Source organism: Halomonas halodenitrificans DSM 735, assembly GCF_000620045.1.
GTDB lineage: Bacteria > Pseudomonadota > Gammaproteobacteria > Pseudomonadales > Halomonadaceae > Halomonas > Halomonas halodenitrificans.
Window position 1 is genome coordinate 125,046 of the sequence record NZ_JHVH01000002.1, and the last position, 17,599, is coordinate 142,644.

The window sequence follows — 17,599 nt, forward strand, 5'->3', positions numbered from 1 at the left end:
GCTCGGATTCTTCCTCGTCAGTCCCGAAGCTCGAGGTAATCGAAGTGGCGCTTCAGCCGGCGTACCAGGGTCTCCAGCGCCTCACGGGACGGAGCGTCTTCGACCGCGTTGCGGTAGGCCGGGTCCAGGCAGCGCTCCAGCCGGGCTGGCTGAATGGCGTAGCGACGCACCCCGCAGTCTGCCAGGGTCATGGCCAGTCGTTCCAGCGATTCCAGGGTGAAGTCGCGCCAGTGCAGCTTGGTGCGGCACTCGAAGGGGATCCTGTCCTCCAGCAGCAACGACAGGCTGAGCGCGTGGTGGCGCCAGATGCCGGGCCGCCCACAGACGCGGTCGAAGTCGGCGCCGCGGCCCTTGGTGTCCAGGGCCACCCAGTCGAGCCGCGGCAGCAGACATTCGAGCCGCTCGGGATAGGGACCGGCAGTATGCAGCCCCACCGCCAGGCCCAGCGCCCGGCAGGCGTCGGCGGCGGCGGGCAGGTCCGGATGCAGGGTGGGCTCGCCGCCGCTGAACACCACGGCCTCGATCTCACCGACCCGCGCGGCCAGCAACGCCTCGAGTGCCTGCCATTCGCCCGGCGCCGGCCGTCGTGCCGGTCCCATGCTGCTCGCCGTCTCGCAGTAGCCGCATGCCAGCGGGCAGCCCTGCAGGTAGACCACTGCCGCCCGGCGCCCGGGGAAGGCGTGGTCGTCACGAGCGTCGAAGCCGGCGATCGGCAGTTGGATCGAGCGGCTTGGCTCAGGCACCAGGGGTATCACCTCGACACTCATTCCGGCGGGGTGGCTCGGCTGTGATCCATGCCGGGGCGGGCATGCCAGTAGCCGTCGCAGACTTCGGCATCGACCAGGCTGAGTGGATCGGGAGAAGGCAACTCGCCCCGGCGCGCCGCATCGAAGGCCTCGACCACCTCCGCCATGCCCGTCGGGCGCGGGCTCAGGCGGGCCACGTTGACGCCCATCTCGGCCATGTCGGACACCTCGTGGCGCAGATCCTGGCAGGCCCCGGACAGGGTCTGGATGCCGTTAAGCGTGAAGACCTGCTGGGATTCCTGAGAGCGCAGTGCCAGCCCTTCGGGGTGCTTCTGGCAGACGAACTGACAGCGGTCCTTGGGTTTCTGGTAGCGCCGTGCCGTAAAGCAGCGAGATGACCAGGCCAGCGGCAGATGGCCGTAGGCGAATACCTCGCAGGGAGCGTCAAGACCCTGCTGTCGGCAATCGTCCAGCAGGCGAACGAGGTCGACCCGGGACATCTCCACCGGGGCTTGCCAGCGCTGCATCCCGAGGCGGGAGAGGACCGCCAGGGTGGCCGGGTTGTAGAGATTGAGGGCGGCGCCGGCCACGAAAGTCAGGCCCGCCGCCGAGAGGCGCTGCAGGGCGCTCTGATCGTTGGCCTCGACCAGGAATTCGCCGTTGTCACACAGCTTGCGAAGATCGCGCAGGTCGGCCTCGGACTCGATCAGGTTCAGGCTCGAGAGTACTACCTGCTTGCCGCTCTGGATCAGTTCACGGCCGATGCCGAGCCAGTCGTCGAGCTTCATGTCGCGACGCCGCGAGCACACCGACTCACCGAGATGAATAATTTCCACCGGCCAGTCGGCGGCCTCGCGATAGAAGTCGGCGTAGCGCTCGCGAGTCCAGTAGAAGAGCACCGGACCGAGCGACAGCCGAAGCGTGGGGATGGCGGACATGGGGCTCTCCTATTTCCAGCGGCGCTCGTAGGCGCCCAGGGTGGTGGTGGTGCCTTCGGAGACCTCGCCCAGGCCGGTCATCCAGGCGGGCTCGGTGTGGAAGCGGCCCGGGGCCTGCGCCAGCCGGTCCAGGGCCTGACGCCAGATGCCGGCCACCTTGGATACATAGGCCGGGCTGCGCTGGCGGCCCTCGATCTTGACTGCCGCGATACCGAGTTCCTCGAGTTCCGGCAGCAGCTCCAGGGTGTTGAGGCTGGTGGGCTCCTCGATGGCGTGATAGGTCTCGCCGCCCACCTCGAAACGTCCCTTGCACAGCGTCGGATAGCCGGCGTTCTCGCCCTCGCCGTAGCGGTCGATCAGCACCCCGTTGAGGCGTGACTCGAGACCCCTGGGAGTCTCCTCCCAGCGCACATGGGCCGCCGGGGAGCAGACGCCGCGGGTGTTGGGCGATTCGCCGGTCAGGTAGGAGGAGAGGTAGCAGCGACCCTCGGCCATGATGCAGAGGCTGCCGAAGGCGAAGACCTCGAGTTCCACCGGGCTCTGCTTCGCCAGGTCGCGTACCTGGGTCATGGAGAGCACCCGCGGCAGCACGGCGCGCTTGATGCCGAACTGGTCGTGATAGAAGCGCAGCGCCTCGTGGCTGGTGGCCGAGCCCTGCACCGAGAGGTGACGGGCGAGGTCCGGGTGGCGGCGGGCGGCGTAGTCGAGCAGCCCCATGTCGGCCATGATCAGGGCGTCGACGCCGAGATCCGCGGCCTGATCCACGGCGCGGGTCCACATCGCCCAGCCATCCGGCTGTGGGTAGGTGTTGATGGCGCAGAAGACCCGCTTGCCCCGGGCATGGGCATAGTCGATGCCCTCCCTGGCACGCTTGTCGGTGAAGTTGAGGCCGGCGAACTGGCGGGCATTGGTGGTGTTCTGAAAGCCGAAATAGACGGCATCGGCCCCTTCATCCACGGCGCGCTTAAGGGCGGGCAAGTTGCCGGCGGGGCAGACGAGCTCCATGGTGAGCCTCCTGTCGTGGGAATCCCGACCATGCTAGTCGACTATTCCCCGCGGACTATTGACTCGGGTCATGGCGGAGGCGGTCTGCCGAGCACGCGCCTCAGTGACGCAGCTCGAGCCGGAGGAAGGCGTCGCGCAGGTTGGCCGCCAGCGACTCGACGGCCGTGGAAGAGGGGGCATCCGGCGGTGATATCGCATAGCGTGCATCCAGGCACTGCTCGGCGCGCGCCACCTGGATGGCATAGTGCTCCACGCCCTGTGCGGCCAGGTCCAGGGCCAGGCGCCGCAGCCCTTCCAGGTCGAAGTCGCGCCAGTGGACCGTGGTGCGGCACTCGACGTCGATATCGCTGGCCAGCAACCGGGCCAGGCTCTCGCGATGGGCGGCGGCCATGCCGGTCCGGCCGACGATGGCGTCGAACTGTGCATCCGGCCCCTTCACGTCGAGCCCCACCCAGTCGAGATGGGGCAGCAGCGCCGCCAGGCGCCGGGGATAGACGCCGGCGGTGTGCAACCCGACCTTGAAACCCAGGGCGCGGACCCGCGCGGCGGCCAGCGGCAGATCGGCGTGCAGGGTGGGCTCGCCGCCGCTGAACACCACGCTCTCCAGCAGGCCCCGGCGCGTTTCGAGGAAGGCCTCGACCCCCGCCCACTCGTCGGGCTCGGCCTTCCTGGGGGTGAGCATCTGGGGGTTATGGCAGTAGCCGCAGCGCAGTGGGCAGCCCTGGAGGAAGACGACACTCGCCAGGTGGCCGGGATAGTCCAGGGTGGTCATGGGGGTCAGGCCGGCCACGGGGAGACACGGCCGATGGGGGGCGAAATCTGACATGGATGCCTTCCAGGCGGACACCCCGGTGTCGCCGGGGTGCCTGGGTGGATGGGAGAGTCATGTGCGGATAGCTGACTCGTTGAAGTGCTCACGCTCACGATGCTCGGCCTGTTTGCCGTGGTTGAACTGGGCGACCGGGCGGTGATAGCCCATCACCCGGGTCCAGACCTCGCAGCGCTGGCGTTCTTCGGTGGGCAGGTTTTCGACGCTATGGCGCATGTGATGCTCCTTTTTACCTTGGTTGTCTTGCAGGAAAGGCCTCAGGCCGTGGCATCGGCCCGGGCACGTGTCGCCAGGAGTGCCTCGTCGCACTTCGGGCAGAACTCATGTTCTCCGGCCAGGTAGCCGTGCACCGGGCAGATCGAGAAGGTCGGCGTCACGGTGAGATAGGGCAGGCGGAAGCGGGAGAGGGCGGTGTGCACCAGGGTCTTGCAGGCCTCGACCGACGAGAGCCGCTCGCGCATGTAGAGATGCAGCACGGTGCCGCCGGTGTAGCGGGTCTGCAGCGGGTCCTGGTGCAACAGGGCCTCGAAGGGGTCATCGGTGTGGCCCACCGGTAACTGGCTGGAGTTGGTGTAATAGGGCGACTGTGCCGTGCCCGCCTGCAGGATGCCGGGGAAGCGTCGGCGGTCCTCCTTGGCGAAGCGGTAGGTGGTGCCCTCGGCCGGGGTCGCCTCCAGATTGTAGAGGTGGCCGGTCGACGCCTGGAATTCCCGCATGCGTTCGCGGACGTGATCCAGCAGCTCCAGGGCCTGCTGTTGGCCTTCGGGGTCGGCGATATCGAAATGGTCGTCGGAAAAGTTGCGCACCATCTCGTTGAGGCCGTTTACCCCCAGGGTGGCGAAGTGGTTACGCAAGGTGCCCAGGTAGCGGCGGCTGTAGGGATAGAGGCCGTCGTCCATCCAGCCCTGGATGCACTGGCGCTTGATCTCCAGGCTGTCGCGGCCGAGTTCGAGCAGCCGGTCCAGCTCCTGGAAGAGTCCCGCCCGGTCGCCGGCGAAACGGTGGCCCAGGCGCGCACAGTTGATGGTCACCACACCCAGCGAGCCGGTCTGCTCGGCACTGCCGAACAGCCCGTTGCCGCGCTTGAGCAGCTCGGTCAGGTCGAGCTGCAGGCGGCAGCACATGGAACGCACCATGTGCGGCTCCAGCTCCGAGTTGAGGAAGTTCTGGAAGTAGGGCAGCCCGTACTTGGCGGTCAGGGCGAAGAGCCGCTCGGCGTTGTCGCACTGCCAGTCGAAGTCGTGGGTTATGTTGTAGGTGGGGATCGGGAAGGTGAACACCCGCCCCTGTGAGTCGCCTTCCTCCATCACCTCCAGGTAGGCGCGGTTGAGCAGGTCCATCTCGGCCTGCAGTTCGCCATAGGTGAAGGGCTGCTCCTCGCCGCCGATGACCGGCACCCGGTCGCGCAGATCCTCTGGGCACACCCAGTCGAAGGTCAGATTGGTGAACGGTGTCTGGCTGCCCCAGCGCGATGGCACGTTGAGGTTGTAGATGAATTCCTGCACCGCCTGCTTCACCGCTGGATAATCGAGGCCATCGAGACGCACGAAGGGCGCCAGGTAGGTATCGAAGGAGCTGAATGCCTGGGCACCGGCCCACTCGTTCTGCAGGGTGCCGAGGAAGTTGACCATCTGCCCCAGGGCGCTGGAGAGGTGGCGGGGCGGGGCACTCTCCGCCCGGCCCGGCACCCCGTTGAAGCCCTCGGTCAGCAGCGTGCGCAGCGACCAGCCGGCGCAGTAGCCGCCGAGCATGTCCAGGTCGTGGATATGCAGGTCGGCCTCCCGGTGGGCCTCGCTCACCGCGGCGGGATAGACCTCGTTCAGCCAGTAATTGGCCACCAGCTTGCCGGAGGCGTTGAGGATCAGCCCGCCCAGGGAATAGCCCTGGTTGGCGTTGGCATTGACACGCCAGTCGGTGCGCTGGAGGTACTCGTTGACCGTCGAGGCGACATCGACGGCGCCGGGCTGCGGACTTGCCATGGGGGGCTCCTTTTCGCTGCATGTGTCCATATATGGTGTGGGTTGTGTTTTTTAATACCATATATTGTGTTCGTGCAGGATAGTCCTTAGAGCCGGGTAGAAACCTGACCCAGATCAGTCTCGCGGCAGTATCGGAGAATCGGCAGGCGGCACTCCTCATGACCCCGATGGGCAGCCCTCGATGGGAAGTCCCCCATGGGCAGCGCCCATGGGGGAGTCGGGTGGCATCAGGCGAGGCGCGGATGGGCAGCAGCGGGTGGCGGGTCAGGCGTGGTCGGGTCGCGCGTCGCACAAGGGACAGAAGTCGGCCTGCTCGCCGTGGCCCAGGCGCAGGCCGGTGTGGTGGTCGGCGACCTGCCGGTAGAGCCGCTGAAAGCCGGGGCTGCCTTCCGCGGGGCTCGCCAGGGAGAGTCGAGGCGCCAGCTGGTTCAGTTGATCGGCATCGATGCAGCGCTCGAGCAGCGGATAGACGTGCCGGTTCTCGCTGTGCAGGTGATGGTGATAGAGCTCGCTGAAGGACCGGGCAAGGTTGAGTCGGTTCAGGTCGAGCTCGGCCTGTGGCGAGTCCTCGGCCCAGCGGTGGAAGGTCGCTTCGAGCGCCTTGCCATCGCGGGTGATCCGCCGGTGTTCCTCGGTGAGCACGGCGAGCAGGTCGGCGCTCTGTGTATCGCAGTCGGCCAGGCGGGCGAAGAGGACGTCCTCCACCGGATAGTGCCACTCCTCGGGTTGGTGGGTCAGGTAGTGGCAGAGCCTGGCCAGCAGGCAGTAATCGGGAATCTCGTCGCAGGTGGCGATATGCAGTTGGCGGTCGAGGATGCAGAGCAGCGCCGCATAGCGGTGATGGTCGGCATGCAGGCGTTCGAAAACAAGGGTTTTCATGTGGCCTCCCGGGGGCATTGCCGAGGCTTGCGGCGATGCCCCGTCATCTATGTGGCCGGCTTAGCCGGCGCGTTCGAAGAGCAGGTTGTTCTCCAGGTGAATGTGCTGCATCAGGTCATCGCGGAACTCTCCCAGTCCTGTGTAGAGCGCGCGCCAGGTGGTGCAGGCCCCCTTGGGCGGGGTGATATCGTCGGTCAGTGCCGCCAGCTGCTCCAGGTGTTCACCGTGGTCGTCGTGCTCGTGGCGCATCACGGCGATGGGGCCCTGGGCCTGGGCGGCACCGCCCCGGCGCAGCATCGGGAAGAGAACCTGTTCCTCCTTCTGCATATGACTCTCCATCGTCTGATAGAGGGTGGTGAGGAGGTCGGCGAGGCCGTTGGGGCAGGTGTCCCGCTCGCCGTGGACCTGTTCGACGCGGCGGGCCATGCGCACCAGTTCGGGCAACTGCTGGCGGTGGACCTCGTGATAGCGGGTCAGGATATGCTCGATCAGCTCGTCGTTGCTGGCCGATTGCCAGTCGCGCGCATCACTGTCGCCGGCCGGTAGTGTCTCGAGTTCGGTCGCCAGCGCCTCGGGGGCCAGGCCGATGCGCTCGGCGGCCTCGCGAAGGGTGATGCGCCCGCCGCAGCAGAAGTCGATGTTGTGGTCGCGAAAGATTCGGGTAGCGCCGGGCAGGGTCAGGGCGATGCGGCCGACGTTCTGTTCGATCAGGTTCATGGTAGAGGCTCCCGGGGGGCAGAGGATAAAGACGGTCCGAGTGGTACCCCTTACCAAGCAAGTGGCGTGCCAATTCCCGGCAATCCGTGACAATGGAAGAGGACTGCCAGGAGGCGCCGTTGCCGGCATCGTGAAGAAGGGACGGCGCTCCGGGCCTGTCGCCGACCCCGAACGGCCCAGCCGTCGAATCATCGATGAGGCCATCGACGATGGACTCTGTGCGCGGCGAGAGTGGTGAAAAATACCCGGACGATTTAGGGTGAATAAAACCCTTCAAGGTGATTCTCACCATGCTTGACGACAGCCTGCTGGCAGACCTGGTGGTCGACCTGCCCAGCGCGGTGCGCCTGCAGCGCCTGGTACGCACCCTGCGCGAAGCCTTCCGGTGCGGTGCCGTCTGCCTGCTGCGCCTGGAGGAGGGCTCCCTGGTGCCGCTGGCCCTGGATGGCCTGGTGCGAGAGGCGCTGGGGCGTCGCTTCGAGTTGGTCCAGCATCCACGCCTGGCCACCATCTTCGCCAGTCGCCGCGCCACCCTCTTCGCCCCGGATGCCAGCCTTCCGGACCCCTATGATGGCCTGGTGGAGCAGCAGCCCGGTCAGCCCCTTGATGTCCATGACTGCATGGGCATCGGCCTGTACGTGGAGGGCGAGCCCTGGGGGGTGTTGACCCTGGATGCACTGGAGGCGGGAACCTTCGATGACGCCGCCTGTGCCGCCCTGGAGCGTTATGCGTTGCTGGTCGAATCCGCGGTAAGGGTCAGTCGCCTGGAGCGTGATCTGCGCGCCCTGCGCATGGCCAGGCAGGATAGCGGCCTGCCGCTGGCCGCCCCCGCGGCCCGCGATATCCTCGGTCATAGCGGGGAGCTGCAGCGGCTGCTGCGCGAACTCGACGTCGTGGCGGGAGCGGACCTGTCGGTACTGCTCAGTGGCGAGACCGGCGTCGGCAAGGAGCTCTTTGCCCGCCGCCTGCATCGCCGCTCGGCGCGACACGCCGCGCCGCTGGTGCAGGTGAACTGTGCGGCGTTGCCCGAGACGCTGGCCGAGAGCGAGCTGTTCGGCCATGTGAGGGGGGCCTTCTCCGGCGCCACCGCGGCGCGTGCCGGACGCTTCGAGGCCGCCGATGGCGGCACCCTGTTCCTCGACGAGGTGGGCGAGCTGGCGCTGTCGGTGCAGGCCAAGCTGCTGCGCGCGATTCAGGAGGGCGAGGTACAGCGCCTGGGCGAGGATATGCCGCGCCGCGTGGATGTACGCATCATCGCCGCCACCAATCGTCAACTGGCCGAGGCGGTGCGTGCCGGCAGCTTTCGTGCTGATCTCTACCATCGCCTGTCGGTCTATCCGGTGGCCATTCCGCCGCTGCGTGATCGAGGGAGCGATGTGCTGGTACTCGCCGGCCACTTCCTGGAGATCAATCGCACCCGGCTCGGGATGCGCAGCCTGCGCCTCTCTCCGGAGGCGGAGGCGCGGCTGCTGTCCTATGACTGGCCGGGTAATGTGCGTGAGCTGGAGCATGTGATCAGCCGCGCGGCGATCAAGGCCTTGAGCCACGGCGCGCGGCGCGACGATATCATTACCCTGGTGCCCGAGTGGCTCGATCTGCCGGCGCCGGAGGCCGCTCCCGCCGAGGCCGCTCGTCAGGAGAAGGCATGGGCTGAGAGGGCACGCGAAGAGGCGGCCGCGCCGGTGCCACTGGCGCTGCGCGAGCGCGTTGACCAGGCTCAGCGGACGGCGATCCGTGAGGCCCTCGCGGCCTGTGACGGGCGCTGGGCGGCGGCCGCCCGGCGGCTCGAGATAGATCCCAGCAATTTGCACAAGCTGGCCCGTCGGCTGGGGGTCAAGTAGCCACCGATCGCGCCAGCCGCCATGCATGGAGGGATGGCAGAACATGCCGGCGCTGTCCGAAAGATAGATCCCGGCACTTTGCACAGGCTGCACAAGCTGGCCCGTCGACTGGGGGTCAAGTAGCCACCGATCGCGCCAGCCGCCATGCATGGAGGGATGGCAGAACATGCCGGCGCTGTCCGAAAGATAGATCCCGGCACTTTGCACAGGCTGCACAAGCTGGCCCGTCGACTGGGGGTCAAGTAGCCACGGACCGCGCCAGCTGCCATAGATGGTAGAACATGCCGACGCTGGTGGCGGTCCAGGCCAGCAGCACCAGCCAGATCATCGGTTCCGGGATGCGCATCAGAAACGGCGCCTCGAGGGCCGTCGAGAGGCGCAGGGTGCCGGTGGTGTACATGGCCAGGGGGAAGACCATGCTCCATAGCTGCGGCTCGTAGACGAGGCGATGGCGACGGATCAGGTGGCGCCACAGCATCAGCCCGACCAGCAACGGAAACCACCAGCTGGCGGTGGCCCAGAAGAACACCGTGAACCCCAGCAGGAACGGCTTGAAGTCGGCGATCACGCCGCCCTCGGCGGCGCGCAGGATCAGCGTGGAGCCGGCCAGGGTGGCGATGGCGACCGCCCCCATGTTGATCCAGTAGGGCGGCGTCAGGCTCTTGACCGTCACCTCCAGGAAGGTCAGGCGGTAGAAGATCAGGGTGATGATCGCCAGGTAGAGCATGCAGCCGATCAGGAACATGCACAGGGCGAAGAAGAGACGCAGGTCGGTCGGCCCGCTCCAGGGCAGAAGCGCGGTGAGGATCGATACCGAGTGGGTGCTGACCGCCGCCAGCAGCCAGGCGCCGTTGATGCCGCTGGCGAGATTGGGCTTCTCTTCCCGGGTGGTCACGGCGATGAAGAAGAGGTACATGATCAGGCCCCACAGCGTCAGGCCCAGCCACCAGAACACGGTGGCGATGTCATCGCGTCCCGTCACCAGGTGGACCTGGGTGCCGAGGATGCAGGTGCCGGCAACGATGGTGAAGAAGCCCGGGCCGCGGGCGTGATCGACCACATCGCCGGCCAGGCGTCGGGGATAGCGCACCAGGCGAATCAGCGTCAGCCCCCACAGCGTCGCATAGGCAAGCAGGTTGGCACCCAGCAGCACCCAGGACAGCGCCGTCAGGCCCAGTAGCCGACAGGCGATGGAGGTGGCGCCGGTGGCCATGATCACCGCGAAATAGCCCGGGAAGAGCCCGGCCGCGGCGCGGTCGACCAGCACCGCGCCGCGCCGAATCAGCGCCGCCATCAGGCCGTCGCCTCCGCATCCAGCGCCTGGCCCAGGTCGGTGAGCAGGTCCTCGGCCTCCTCCAGGCCGACCGACAGCCGCAGCAGGCCGTCGCCGATGCCGCGCCGGGCGCGGGCCTGTGGCGACAGGTCGGCATGGGAGGTGGTGCAGGGCTGGGTCACCAGGCTCTCGGCGCCGCCCAGGCTGGGCGCCAGGGCGAACAGCGCCAGCCGGTCGGCGACGCGGGCGGCGGCCTCCCCGCCGCCCTTGAGCTCGATGCCGAGCATGCCGCCGAACCCCGACATCTGACGGCAGGCCAGGTCGTGTCCGGGGTGGGTCGCCAGGCCGGGATAGAACACCCGCTCGATGGCGGGATGGTCCGCCAGGGCCTCGGCGATCGTCAGGGCGGAGGCGCTGTGGCGCTCGACCCGCAGGGCCAGGGTGCGCAGGCTGCGTGACAGCAGCGACGCCGCCTGCGGCGACAGCGCCGTGCCCAGATTCTGCCGCCATGGCCAGATGGGCTCGAGGAGCTCGGCGTCGCCCATGATCGCCCCGGCGGTCAGGTCGCTGTGGCCGCCCAGGTACTTGGTGGCGCTGTGCACCACCAGGTCGGCGCCCAGTGCCAGCGGCCGCTGCAGCATGGGCGTGGCGAAGGTGCCGTCTACCGCTACGAGGGCGCCGTGACGATGGGCCTGCTCGGCGACCGCGGCGATATCGATCAGCCGCAGCGTCGGGTTGGTGGGTGTCTCCAGATAGACCAGCTTGATGCCCGAGGCGAGAAGCGCCTCGAGGGCCTCGGGGTCATGGCCGTCGACCAGGCAGTGGGTCGTGATGCCGAGGGACGGCAACTGCCGCTCGAGCAGGGCCATGGTGCCGCCGTAGGCCTCGCCGAGGCAGACGATGCCGTGGCGGCCATGGGTGAGTAAAAGTGCGCTGATGGCCGCCATGCCGGAGGAAAAGGCCCAGGCTGTTTCGGCCTGTTCCAGGGCGGCCAGGGTCTCCTCCAGGGCGAAGAGGGTGGGGTTCTGACCGTAGCGCGAGTAGAGGGGCCCGCGTCGACGCCCCTCCGCCACCTCGCGCAGCGCCGCGCTGTCCGGATAGGCGAAGGTGGTGGTGTCGTAGATCGGCATGTGCGGGCTGCCGAAGGCATCGCGCTGCCGCTGGCCGTGAATGGCCCGGGTGGCGGGGCCGAGGCGAGGCGTCGGAGTATGGGACATGACGGGACCCTTCGAGAGGCGTGGATGGTGGGGCGGTCACGGCGCGTCGACGCCGCCTCGCCCGTGTCGGATGCGCAGGCTGTTGGCCAGGACACACAGGCTGCTGAGCGTCATCGCCACGGCGGCGATGACCGGGGCGATCCAGCCGGCCATGGCCAGCGGAATCGCCAGGGTGTTGTAGCCGACCGCCCAGACCAGGTTGCCGCGCATCAGTCGGCGCGCGCGCCGGGCCAGGTGCAGGGTGTCGGGAATGCGGGCCAGGCCGTCCGGCAGCGTCACCGCGGCAGCCTGGCTCGCCGTGACGCTGGCCTCGCCCGCGGCGATGCCCAGGCGCGCGCCGGCCAGGGCCAGGCCGTCGTTGACGCCGTCGCCGACGAAGGCGACGCCCCGGTGGCGCTCCAGGGAGGCCACGAAGCGCGACTTCTGCTCGGGCGAGCGCCCCGCCAGGACGTGCTCCACCGGAATACCCAGGGCATGGGCGATCTCGCCGCAGGCTCGCGGGGTGTCACCGCTGAGCAGATAGAGGGGATAGCCCGCCGCCTGGAGGCGCGCTATCGTGGCCCGGGCGTCGGGTCGCAGCGTTTCCCGGAACAGCAGCCGCCCCAGGTAGCGGCCGTCTTGCGCCAGGTGAAGCACCATGCCGTCGTCTTCACAGGCAGGCACCGCGATGCCGTGCTCGCGCAGCCAGGCGTGGCGCCCCGCCAGCGTCAGCGTCGCTTCTCGGTACCAGGCAATGCCGCCGCCGGGGCGGATATCGCGCCGGCCCTCGGCGGCGAGCGGCGAGACGGTCGTGGCGGCCATGAGCCCCGCGGCGATCGGATGGGCGACGCCGTACAGGGCGTCGGCCGCCAGCTGCCTCAGTGCCGCCGCGGATATCGCCTCGCTCGGCTCCATCGAGGCCAGCGAAGGGGTGCCGGTGGTCAGGGTGCCGGTCTTGTCGAAGACGACGACCTCGGTCGCCGCGGCGGCCTCCAGGGCGGCGGGATCGCGAAACAGGATGCCCAGCGCCACGAGGCGGGCGTGGCCCAGCACCACCACCAGGGGAATCGCCAGGCTCAGCGCACAGGGGCAGGCGATGATCAGCACCGCCAGACCGTCGATGACGAGCCGGTCCGGCGCCCGTCCCTGGGCGATGCCCAGCCCCACGGTCAGGGCCGCGGCCGCCAGGATCAGGGGCAGCAGCCAGCGGGCGAGGCGGTCGGCGAGTCGCTGCATGGCACTCTTGCGGCTGAGCAGGGCGCGCACCGAGCGGGCGATGGCGTCCAGGCGACGCTCGCCGACGCCGGCGGTCACGCACAGCTCGAGCTCGCCGTTGACCAGGCGACAGCCGGCCTCCAGCCGTGCGTCAAGACCGACGGGACGCGGTGCGGTCTCGCCGCTGAGCGACGAGACGTCCATCTCGCCGGTGCCGGCCACCACGCGCCCGTCCAGCGCCAGCTCCTCGCCGGCCTGCAGGCGCAGGCGCTGTCCCGGGACGACCGCCCGGGTCGCCGTGGGGCGCCAGGCGCCGTGCTGCCATATCCGCACCTCCTCGGGCGTCAGGCTCAGATAGCCGCGAATGATCGCCGAGGCGCGGCGGCGCACGCCGCTGTCGATCAGGCGGGCCAGCAACTGGAAGGTGATCAGCATCACCGCGGCGTCGAAGTAGACGGCGGACGAGCCATGGACCAGGTGCCATATCGAGACCAGGCTCGCCGCCATCACCGCCGTGCCGATCAGGGTGTCGAGTCCGGGGACGCCGGCCCGCAGGGTGCGCCAGCCGATGCGGTAGAAGTGGGTGCCCGAGTAGAGAAGCACCGGCGCGGCCATCACCCCGGCGGCAACGGCCAGGGGCCGGGTGACGCCGGGTTCCACCAGACCCAGGGGCGCCAGATAGATCAGCAGGGACGGCATCATGCTCCACATGCCGAAGAAGACGGCGACCGCCAGGCGCCACTGCAGCGAGCGCCGCACGGGGTCGATCTCGGCGTCCGCGTCTTCCGCCGCGTCGGGGTCGCGTAGTCGATAGCCGAGCCTGGCCACGACGCGTTGCAGTCGGGCGAAGGAGGTCGAGGAGGCCTCCCAACGCAGCACGGCAGAGTCGGCGGTAAAGTTGACGGCGGCCTCGATCACGCCGGGCTGGCGTCGGAGTCGCGCCTCCACCGCGGCGGCGCAGCCGGCGCAGTGCATGCCCTCGACCGCCAGCACCCGCTCGATGTCGGCGGGGGGCGCCGCCTGGGCCCCGCCGGTGGGGCTCGATACGGCGATGGTCACTCGGGAAGGGTGAAGCTGTCGCCGAGCGCCTCCACGCTCCAGGCGTCGTGGTCGCCGTGGCGCTCGCGGTGTTCCTGCACCCGCGCCGGTTCGATCGCCGGGGCGTCGTTGTCCCAGGCGCCGCGGACATAGCTGAGGACCGCGGCCAGCTCCTCGGCGGAGAGCTTGTCGCCGAAGGCGGGCATGTTGCCCTGGTAGTCGTCGCCACCCACCGTGATGGGGCCGCTCAGGCCATCGTTGACGATGGCGACCGGCAGGGCGGGGTCGTTCAGCAGCCAGCGGCTGCCGACCAGCGGGGGAAAGGTGCCCGCCACGCCCTGGCCGGTCGGCTGATGGCAGGCGGCGCACTGGGCGGTGAAGAGCTTCTCGCCGTTCACCCCACTGCCGGCCGGTTCCTGCACCACGGCGGTACGGCTGTCGCCGCCGGTCAGCGGGGCACCGATGTGCCAGGCGTAGTAGCCGACCCCCCACACCAGCAGTACGCCAATCCAGAGTATCACCAGGCGCGGTACCGGCCGCTGCCCCTCGCTGGGTTCGGGATTTTCGCGCCGCTGGGCGCGCTGGGTATCACGGGAACTCATCGGCCTTCTCCTTGCGCCTGGCTCGCCTCCGCCTGGGGCAGAGTCGAGGCGGGATAGGTGTGGTCCAGGGCCAGCAGATAGGAGGTCAGCTCCAGCGCCTCGCGAGTCGCGACCACGGTGCCCGACTCGGGACCGTAGGGATCGGGTATCTTGACCACATGGTCGCCCTCGGCGGGCGTATCGACCACGCGGAACAGGAAACGATAGGCGGGCATGATGCTGTCTTCGACCACCGCGCGCGGGTTGTAGAGGTGCAGCAGTTGCCAGTCCACGCTGGGTTGACGCGCCCCGATATTGAACAGGTCGGGTCCGGTACGCATGGTCCCCATCAGGTGCGGCTGGTCGAAGGTGTAGTCGCCGGGGACCGAGGGCCGCCCCCAGCCGCGTTCGCTGTCGGCGTTGGAAAAGCCGGGGTCGCGGGGCTGCTGGCTGTGGCAGTAGACGCAGCCATTGGCGATGTAGAGGTCCCGGCCGCGCTGCTGTGCGGTGGTGTAGGGCTCGAGCTGTTCGGGGACGGCCTCGGAAGACAGCTGCACATAGGGCATGGCCACCAGGGTGAGCATGGCCAGCAGCAGGATGAGTGCCGCCCCGACCATGATCGCTAAGGCACGCTTCATTGCTGGACCTCCACGCTGCTGTGCTTGTGCTGGCGTTCACCGGCGCGGAACAGCGTCGGCTGGCGCCGGTCCTTGCCGCGACGGGTCAGCATGGCCACGAAGTGTACGGCGAAGACCAGGTGCCCCAGGGTCATCAGGGCACCGCCCAGGGTGCGGGCTTCCAGGTAGGGCAGGGTGAGGCGCACGATGTCCATGAACGGCGTGTCGGCGTCGAGCAGGGACAGGCCCTGCAGCCAACCGCCCACCGAGAGTGCCACGACGTAGATCAGGATGCCGATCGAGACCAGCCAGAAGTGCAGGGTGATGAGGGGCCGCCAGGGCCACTCCCAGTTCAGCAGGCGTGGCATGATGAAGTAGATGGCGCCGAACAGGATCATGCTGAGGAAGGCGTACATCCCCAGATGGGCGTGACCCACGGTGTAGTGGGTGAAGTGGGTGATGACGTTGACGCTGCGCAGCGCCTCCATGGAGCCCTGCAGCGACGAGACGGTGTACATCAGCGCACCGATCCAGACGAAGCGCAGGGTAGGCGAGCGCCGCAGCATGCCGAAGTGGCCCCACATGGTGCCGTGGTGGTTGATGGCGACGGTGATCACCGGGATCGACATCATCACGCTGTGGACGATGGAGAGCGTGACCAGCCAGGTCGGCACCGGCCCGCCCACCAGGTGGTGGATGCCCACCTGGCTGTAGAACAGCGCCAGCGACCAGAAGCCGATCAGCGACAGCTGATAGGAGATGATCGGCCTGCCCAGGATCTTGGGAATCATGTAGTAGGCGATGCCGACCCCGATGGGGGTTACCCAGAGCCCCAGCACGTTATGGGCGAACCACCAGTTGACGGTGGCGCCGGACGCACCGGGGAAGAGGCCGGGCAGGTTGGCCAGCAAAAAGAGAATGGGAAACCATACCAGGGCGGCCAGCAGGTACCAGCTGGTGACATAGAGATGGGCGACACGCCGGTTGGCCGCCGTGAGCACCAGCGGGATGGCGCACAGGGCGCCGCCGATCACGAAGAGGATATCGACCTGCCAGGGAAACTCGAGCCATTCTTCGCCGTCGGAGAGTCCCAGGTTGATCGATACCAGGCCCAGCAGCATGCCCAGGTTCCAGATGCCCGCCCCCGTCAGGGCGTATCTGCCGCCGACCAGCGCCGTCTTGAACAGGCGAGGAATCAGGAAGATGGCGGTCCCGACGCCGGCCATGGAGGCCCAGCCATAGGCCACGGCGTTGAGGTGCATGGGGCGTACGCGGCCGAAGGTGAGCCACTCGCTGTCGGCCAGCAGCTCGGGCCAGTGAAACTTGGCGGAGGTCAGCAGGCCATAGCCGGAGCCCACCAGCAGCCAGAACACCGCCGAGCCTAGCCAGGCCATGGTTGCCCGACGCGAGGAAAGATCGGCCTGCCCCCGGGCCCTGAGCTCGTCGGCGTCGATGTTGTCGTCGGTCGTTTCGGGCGTCACGGTGCGAGCGGGGTCCTCGCTGTGCCCCTCCTCGCCCTCGAGGAAGATGGTGCGGGCGGCGAGGGAGCCGTGACCGAACTGGTTGGTGGCAATGGACCAGATCAGCAGCAGCAGGCCCACCGCCGACACCACGAAGGTGATGATAAGCAGGATCGCAATGGTTGGAGTCATGAGGTGCCTTCGGCTCGGTATCCGCGCGTCCCGGGTCATCATCAAGGATCGATGGCCACACCGGCGCATTGGAGTCGGTGCGACGCGGACGGCGCGATACGATGGAGTTCACCCTCAATCTAGGCAGACAAATGGTTAATGTATAATGAAAATTAAACCGAGGTTGCATCAAAATAATTGATTCAGAGGGCGCATGGATATCGAGCTGGCGAGAACCTTCCTGGAAATCCTGCGCTGCAGAAGCTTCAGCGCGGCGGCCGAGTCGCTGCATGTGACCCAGACCACGGTCACCATGCGCATGCGCAAGCTGGAGGAGCGACTGGGCTGCCGCCTGCTGGCGCGCAGCCGCGGTGGTGTGACCATGACCGCGGACGGTGAGCGCTTCGCCGAGCATGCCCTGCAGCTGGTGCAGTTGTGGGAAAGCGCACAACGAGAGCTGCCGCTGCCGCGGGGAATACGACGGGTGCTTACGCTGGGCGGCGAACTTAGCCTATGGGAGCCGCTGCTGACCCGCTGGCTGCACACGCTGCGCGACACCCTGCCGTCACTGGCGGTGCGTATCGAGGTGGGAGAGCGCGAGGCACTGCACGAGCGCCTCACCCATGGCGGACTCGATGCCGCCCTGGTGCACCAGGCGGACTACTGGCCCAGCCTGCAGGTCGAGCTGTTGCGCGAGGAGCGGCTGGTGATGGTACGTACGCGAGGATCGGGCTCGTCGGCCCCCTACCTCTACGTGGACTGGGGCGAGGTATTTCGCCGCGAGCACGATGCGGCCCTGCCTCAGTATGCCAGCCCTGTCATCGCGGTGAACCTGGGGCCGCTGGCCCTGCATTACCTGCTCAATCATTCGGGAATGGGGTACTTCCGCCTGAGCGTCGTCCAGCCCTATCTCCGGCAGGGGCTGCTCGAGCGAGTGCCGGAGATGCCGGAGTTTTCCTACCCTGTCTATCTCGTGCACCCCCGCGAGCGTCGAGCCCCCGGGCTGGAGGAAGCCATCGACCTGCTCTACCGGCAGGTGCAGGGGGCGGCCTGATTCGAGCCGGGGCGCCAGGCATCGATTCGCGTGGTGGCCCATTGCCAGGCCTTGATGGCG

Annotated in this window: 16 protein-coding genes; 2 read left to right on the forward strand and 14 right to left on the reverse strand. The window is 68.1% G+C overall.

What is annotated here, in order from left to right; translation table 11 throughout:
* Positions 1–17: 17 nt before the first annotated feature.
* From Q358_RS0102485 to ytfE, 8 genes are all read right to left on the reverse strand, one after another.
* A complete protein-coding gene (locus tag Q358_RS0102485; protein ID WP_245598258.1) occupies positions 18–743 on the reverse strand; it encodes an anaerobic ribonucleoside-triphosphate reductase activating protein in 726 nt (241 codons plus the stop codon).
* A gap of 20 nt (positions 744–763) precedes the next feature.
* Positions 764–1,684 carry a U32 family peptidase gene (locus Q358_RS0102490; RefSeq protein ID WP_027960596.1) on the reverse strand — a complete coding sequence of 307 codons (921 nt, stop codon included), beginning with the start codon at positions 1,682–1,684 and terminating at the stop codon, positions 764–766.
* Positions 1,685–1,693: 9 nt separating this feature from the next.
* A complete protein-coding gene (gene ubiU, locus Q358_RS0102495; protein ID WP_027960597.1) occupies positions 1,694–2,689 on the reverse strand; it encodes a ubiquinone anaerobic biosynthesis protein UbiU in 996 nt (331 codons plus the stop codon).
* Positions 2,690–2,789: 100 nt separating this feature from the next.
* On the reverse strand, positions 2,790–3,515 hold the full coding sequence (locus tag Q358_RS0102500) for an anaerobic ribonucleoside-triphosphate reductase activating protein (RefSeq protein WP_027960598.1): 726 nt from the start codon (positions 3,513–3,515) through the stop codon (positions 2,790–2,792).
* Positions 3,516–3,572: 57 nt separating this feature from the next.
* A complete protein-coding gene (gene nrdD / locus Q358_RS0102505; protein ID WP_027960599.1) occupies positions 3,573–3,734 on the reverse strand; it encodes an anaerobic ribonucleoside-triphosphate reductase in 162 nt (53 codons plus the stop codon).
* Between the two features lie 41 nt (positions 3,735–3,775).
* Entirely contained in the window at positions 3,776–5,497 is a 1,722-nt protein-coding gene (locus Q358_RS0102510) for a ribonucleoside triphosphate reductase (protein WP_027960600.1), read from the reverse strand.
* A gap of 264 nt (positions 5,498–5,761) precedes the next feature.
* Positions 5,762–6,376, reverse strand: coding sequence for a hemerythrin domain-containing protein (locus Q358_RS0102515; protein WP_027960601.1), 615 nt, complete (start codon positions 6,374–6,376; stop codon positions 5,762–5,764).
* Between the two features lie 60 nt (positions 6,377–6,436).
* Positions 6,437–7,093 carry an iron-sulfur cluster repair protein YtfE gene (ytfE, locus tag Q358_RS0102520; protein ID WP_027960602.1) on the reverse strand — a complete coding sequence of 219 codons (657 nt, stop codon included), beginning with the start codon at positions 7,091–7,093 and terminating at the stop codon, positions 6,437–6,439.
* A 290-nt stretch (positions 7,094–7,383) separates the two neighbouring features.
* Between ytfE and norR the strand changes: the two genes are divergently transcribed.
* Positions 7,384–8,934, forward strand: a complete 1,551-nt coding sequence (gene norR / locus Q358_RS0102525) for a nitric oxide reductase transcriptional regulator NorR (protein WP_027960603.1) — start codon at positions 7,384–7,386, stop codon at positions 8,932–8,934.
* A gap of 238 nt (positions 8,935–9,172) precedes the next feature.
* Here the strand turns inward: norR and Q358_RS0102530 are convergent, their stop codons facing one another.
* Genes Q358_RS0102530 through Q358_RS0102555 form a run of 6 tightly spaced genes read right to left on the reverse strand, consistent with a single transcriptional unit; the run spans position 9,173 to position 16,506 of the window.
* Positions 9,173–10,228 carry a tellurite resistance/C4-dicarboxylate transporter family protein gene (locus tag Q358_RS0102530; protein WP_043487525.1) on the reverse strand — a complete coding sequence of 352 codons (1,056 nt, stop codon included), beginning with the start codon at positions 10,226–10,228 and terminating at the stop codon, positions 9,173–9,175.
* On the reverse strand, positions 10,228–11,424 hold the full coding sequence (locus tag Q358_RS0102535; protein WP_027960605.1) for a trans-sulfuration enzyme family protein: 1,197 nt from the start codon (positions 11,422–11,424) through the stop codon (positions 10,228–10,230). The genes Q358_RS0102530 and Q358_RS0102535 overlap by 1 nt, the downstream gene beginning before the upstream one ends.
* Before the next feature lie 36 nt (positions 11,425–11,460).
* Positions 11,461–13,677 (reverse strand): heavy metal translocating P-type ATPase, encoded by a 2,217-nt coding sequence (locus tag Q358_RS0102540; RefSeq protein ID WP_051530138.1) that lies wholly within the window; start codon positions 13,675–13,677, stop codon positions 11,461–11,463.
* On the reverse strand, positions 13,674–14,258 hold the full coding sequence (locus Q358_RS0102545; protein ID WP_027960607.1) for a c-type cytochrome: 585 nt from the start codon (positions 14,256–14,258) through the stop codon (positions 13,674–13,676). Before Q358_RS0102545 ends, Q358_RS0102540 begins: the two co-directional genes overlap by 4 nt.
* The gene (locus Q358_RS0102550; RefSeq protein WP_027960608.1) at positions 14,255–14,875 is read right to left on the reverse strand and encodes a cbb3-type cytochrome c oxidase subunit II; all 621 of its coding nucleotides are present in this window, start codon (positions 14,873–14,875) and stop codon (positions 14,255–14,257) included. Before Q358_RS0102550 ends, Q358_RS0102545 begins: the two co-directional genes overlap by 4 nt.
* Positions 14,872–16,506, reverse strand: a complete 1,635-nt coding sequence (locus Q358_RS0102555) for a cbb3-type cytochrome c oxidase subunit I (protein ID WP_027960609.1) — start codon at positions 16,504–16,506, stop codon at positions 14,872–14,874. The genes Q358_RS0102550 and Q358_RS0102555 overlap by 4 nt, the downstream gene beginning before the upstream one ends.
* A gap of 193 nt (positions 16,507–16,699) precedes the next feature.
* On the opposite strand from Q358_RS0102555, the gene Q358_RS0102560 reads away from it, so the two are divergent.
* Positions 16,700–17,539, forward strand: coding sequence for a LysR family transcriptional regulator (locus tag Q358_RS0102560; RefSeq protein WP_027960610.1), 840 nt, complete (start codon positions 16,700–16,702; stop codon positions 17,537–17,539).
* Positions 17,540–17,599: the final 60 nt, after the last annotated feature.

Bases quoted from the DNA above. Each gene is read 5' to 3' on its own strand.
- norR (WP_027960603.1), top strand. From the start codon at position 7,384: ATGCTTGACGACAGCCTGCTGGCAGACCTGGTGGTCGACCTGCCCAGC.
- ubiU (WP_027960597.1), bottom strand. From the start codon at position 2,689: ATGGAGCTCGTCTGCCCCGCCGGCAACTTGCCCGCCCTTAAGCGCGCC.
- Q358_RS0102550 (WP_027960608.1), bottom strand. From the start codon at position 14,875: ATGAAGCGTGCCTTAGCGATCATGGTCGGGGCGGCACTCATCCTGCTG.
- nrdD (WP_027960599.1), bottom strand. From the start codon at position 3,734: ATGCGCCATAGCGTCGAAAACCTGCCCACCGAAGAACGCCAGCGCTGC.
- Q358_RS0102500 (WP_027960598.1), bottom strand. From the start codon at position 3,515: ATGTCAGATTTCGCCCCCCATCGGCCGTGTCTCCCCGTGGCCGGCCTG.
- Q358_RS0102490 (WP_027960596.1), bottom strand. From the start codon at position 1,684: ATGTCCGCCATCCCCACGCTTCGGCTGTCGCTCGGTCCGGTGCTCTTC.
- Q358_RS0102535 (WP_027960605.1), bottom strand. From the start codon at position 11,424: ATGTCCCATACTCCGACGCCTCGCCTCGGCCCCGCCACCCGGGCCATT.
- Q358_RS0102510 (WP_027960600.1), bottom strand. From the start codon at position 5,497: ATGGCAAGTCCGCAGCCCGGCGCCGTCGATGTCGCCTCGACGGTCAAC.
- ytfE (WP_027960602.1), bottom strand. From the start codon at position 7,093: ATGAACCTGATCGAACAGAACGTCGGCCGCATCGCCCTGACCCTGCCC.
- Q358_RS0102560 (WP_027960610.1), top strand. From the start codon at position 16,700: ATGGATATCGAGCTGGCGAGAACCTTCCTGGAAATCCTGCGCTGCAGA.
- Q358_RS0102555 (WP_027960609.1), bottom strand. From the start codon at position 16,506: ATGACTCCAACCATTGCGATCCTGCTTATCATCACCTTCGTGGTGTCG.
- Q358_RS0102545 (WP_027960607.1), bottom strand. From the start codon at position 14,258: ATGAGTTCCCGTGATACCCAGCGCGCCCAGCGGCGCGAAAATCCCGAA.
- Q358_RS0102530 (WP_043487525.1), bottom strand. From the start codon at position 10,228: ATGGCGGCGCTGATTCGGCGCGGCGCGGTGCTGGTCGACCGCGCCGCG.
- Q358_RS0102515 (WP_027960601.1), bottom strand. From the start codon at position 6,376: ATGAAAACCCTTGTTTTCGAACGCCTGCATGCCGACCATCACCGCTAT.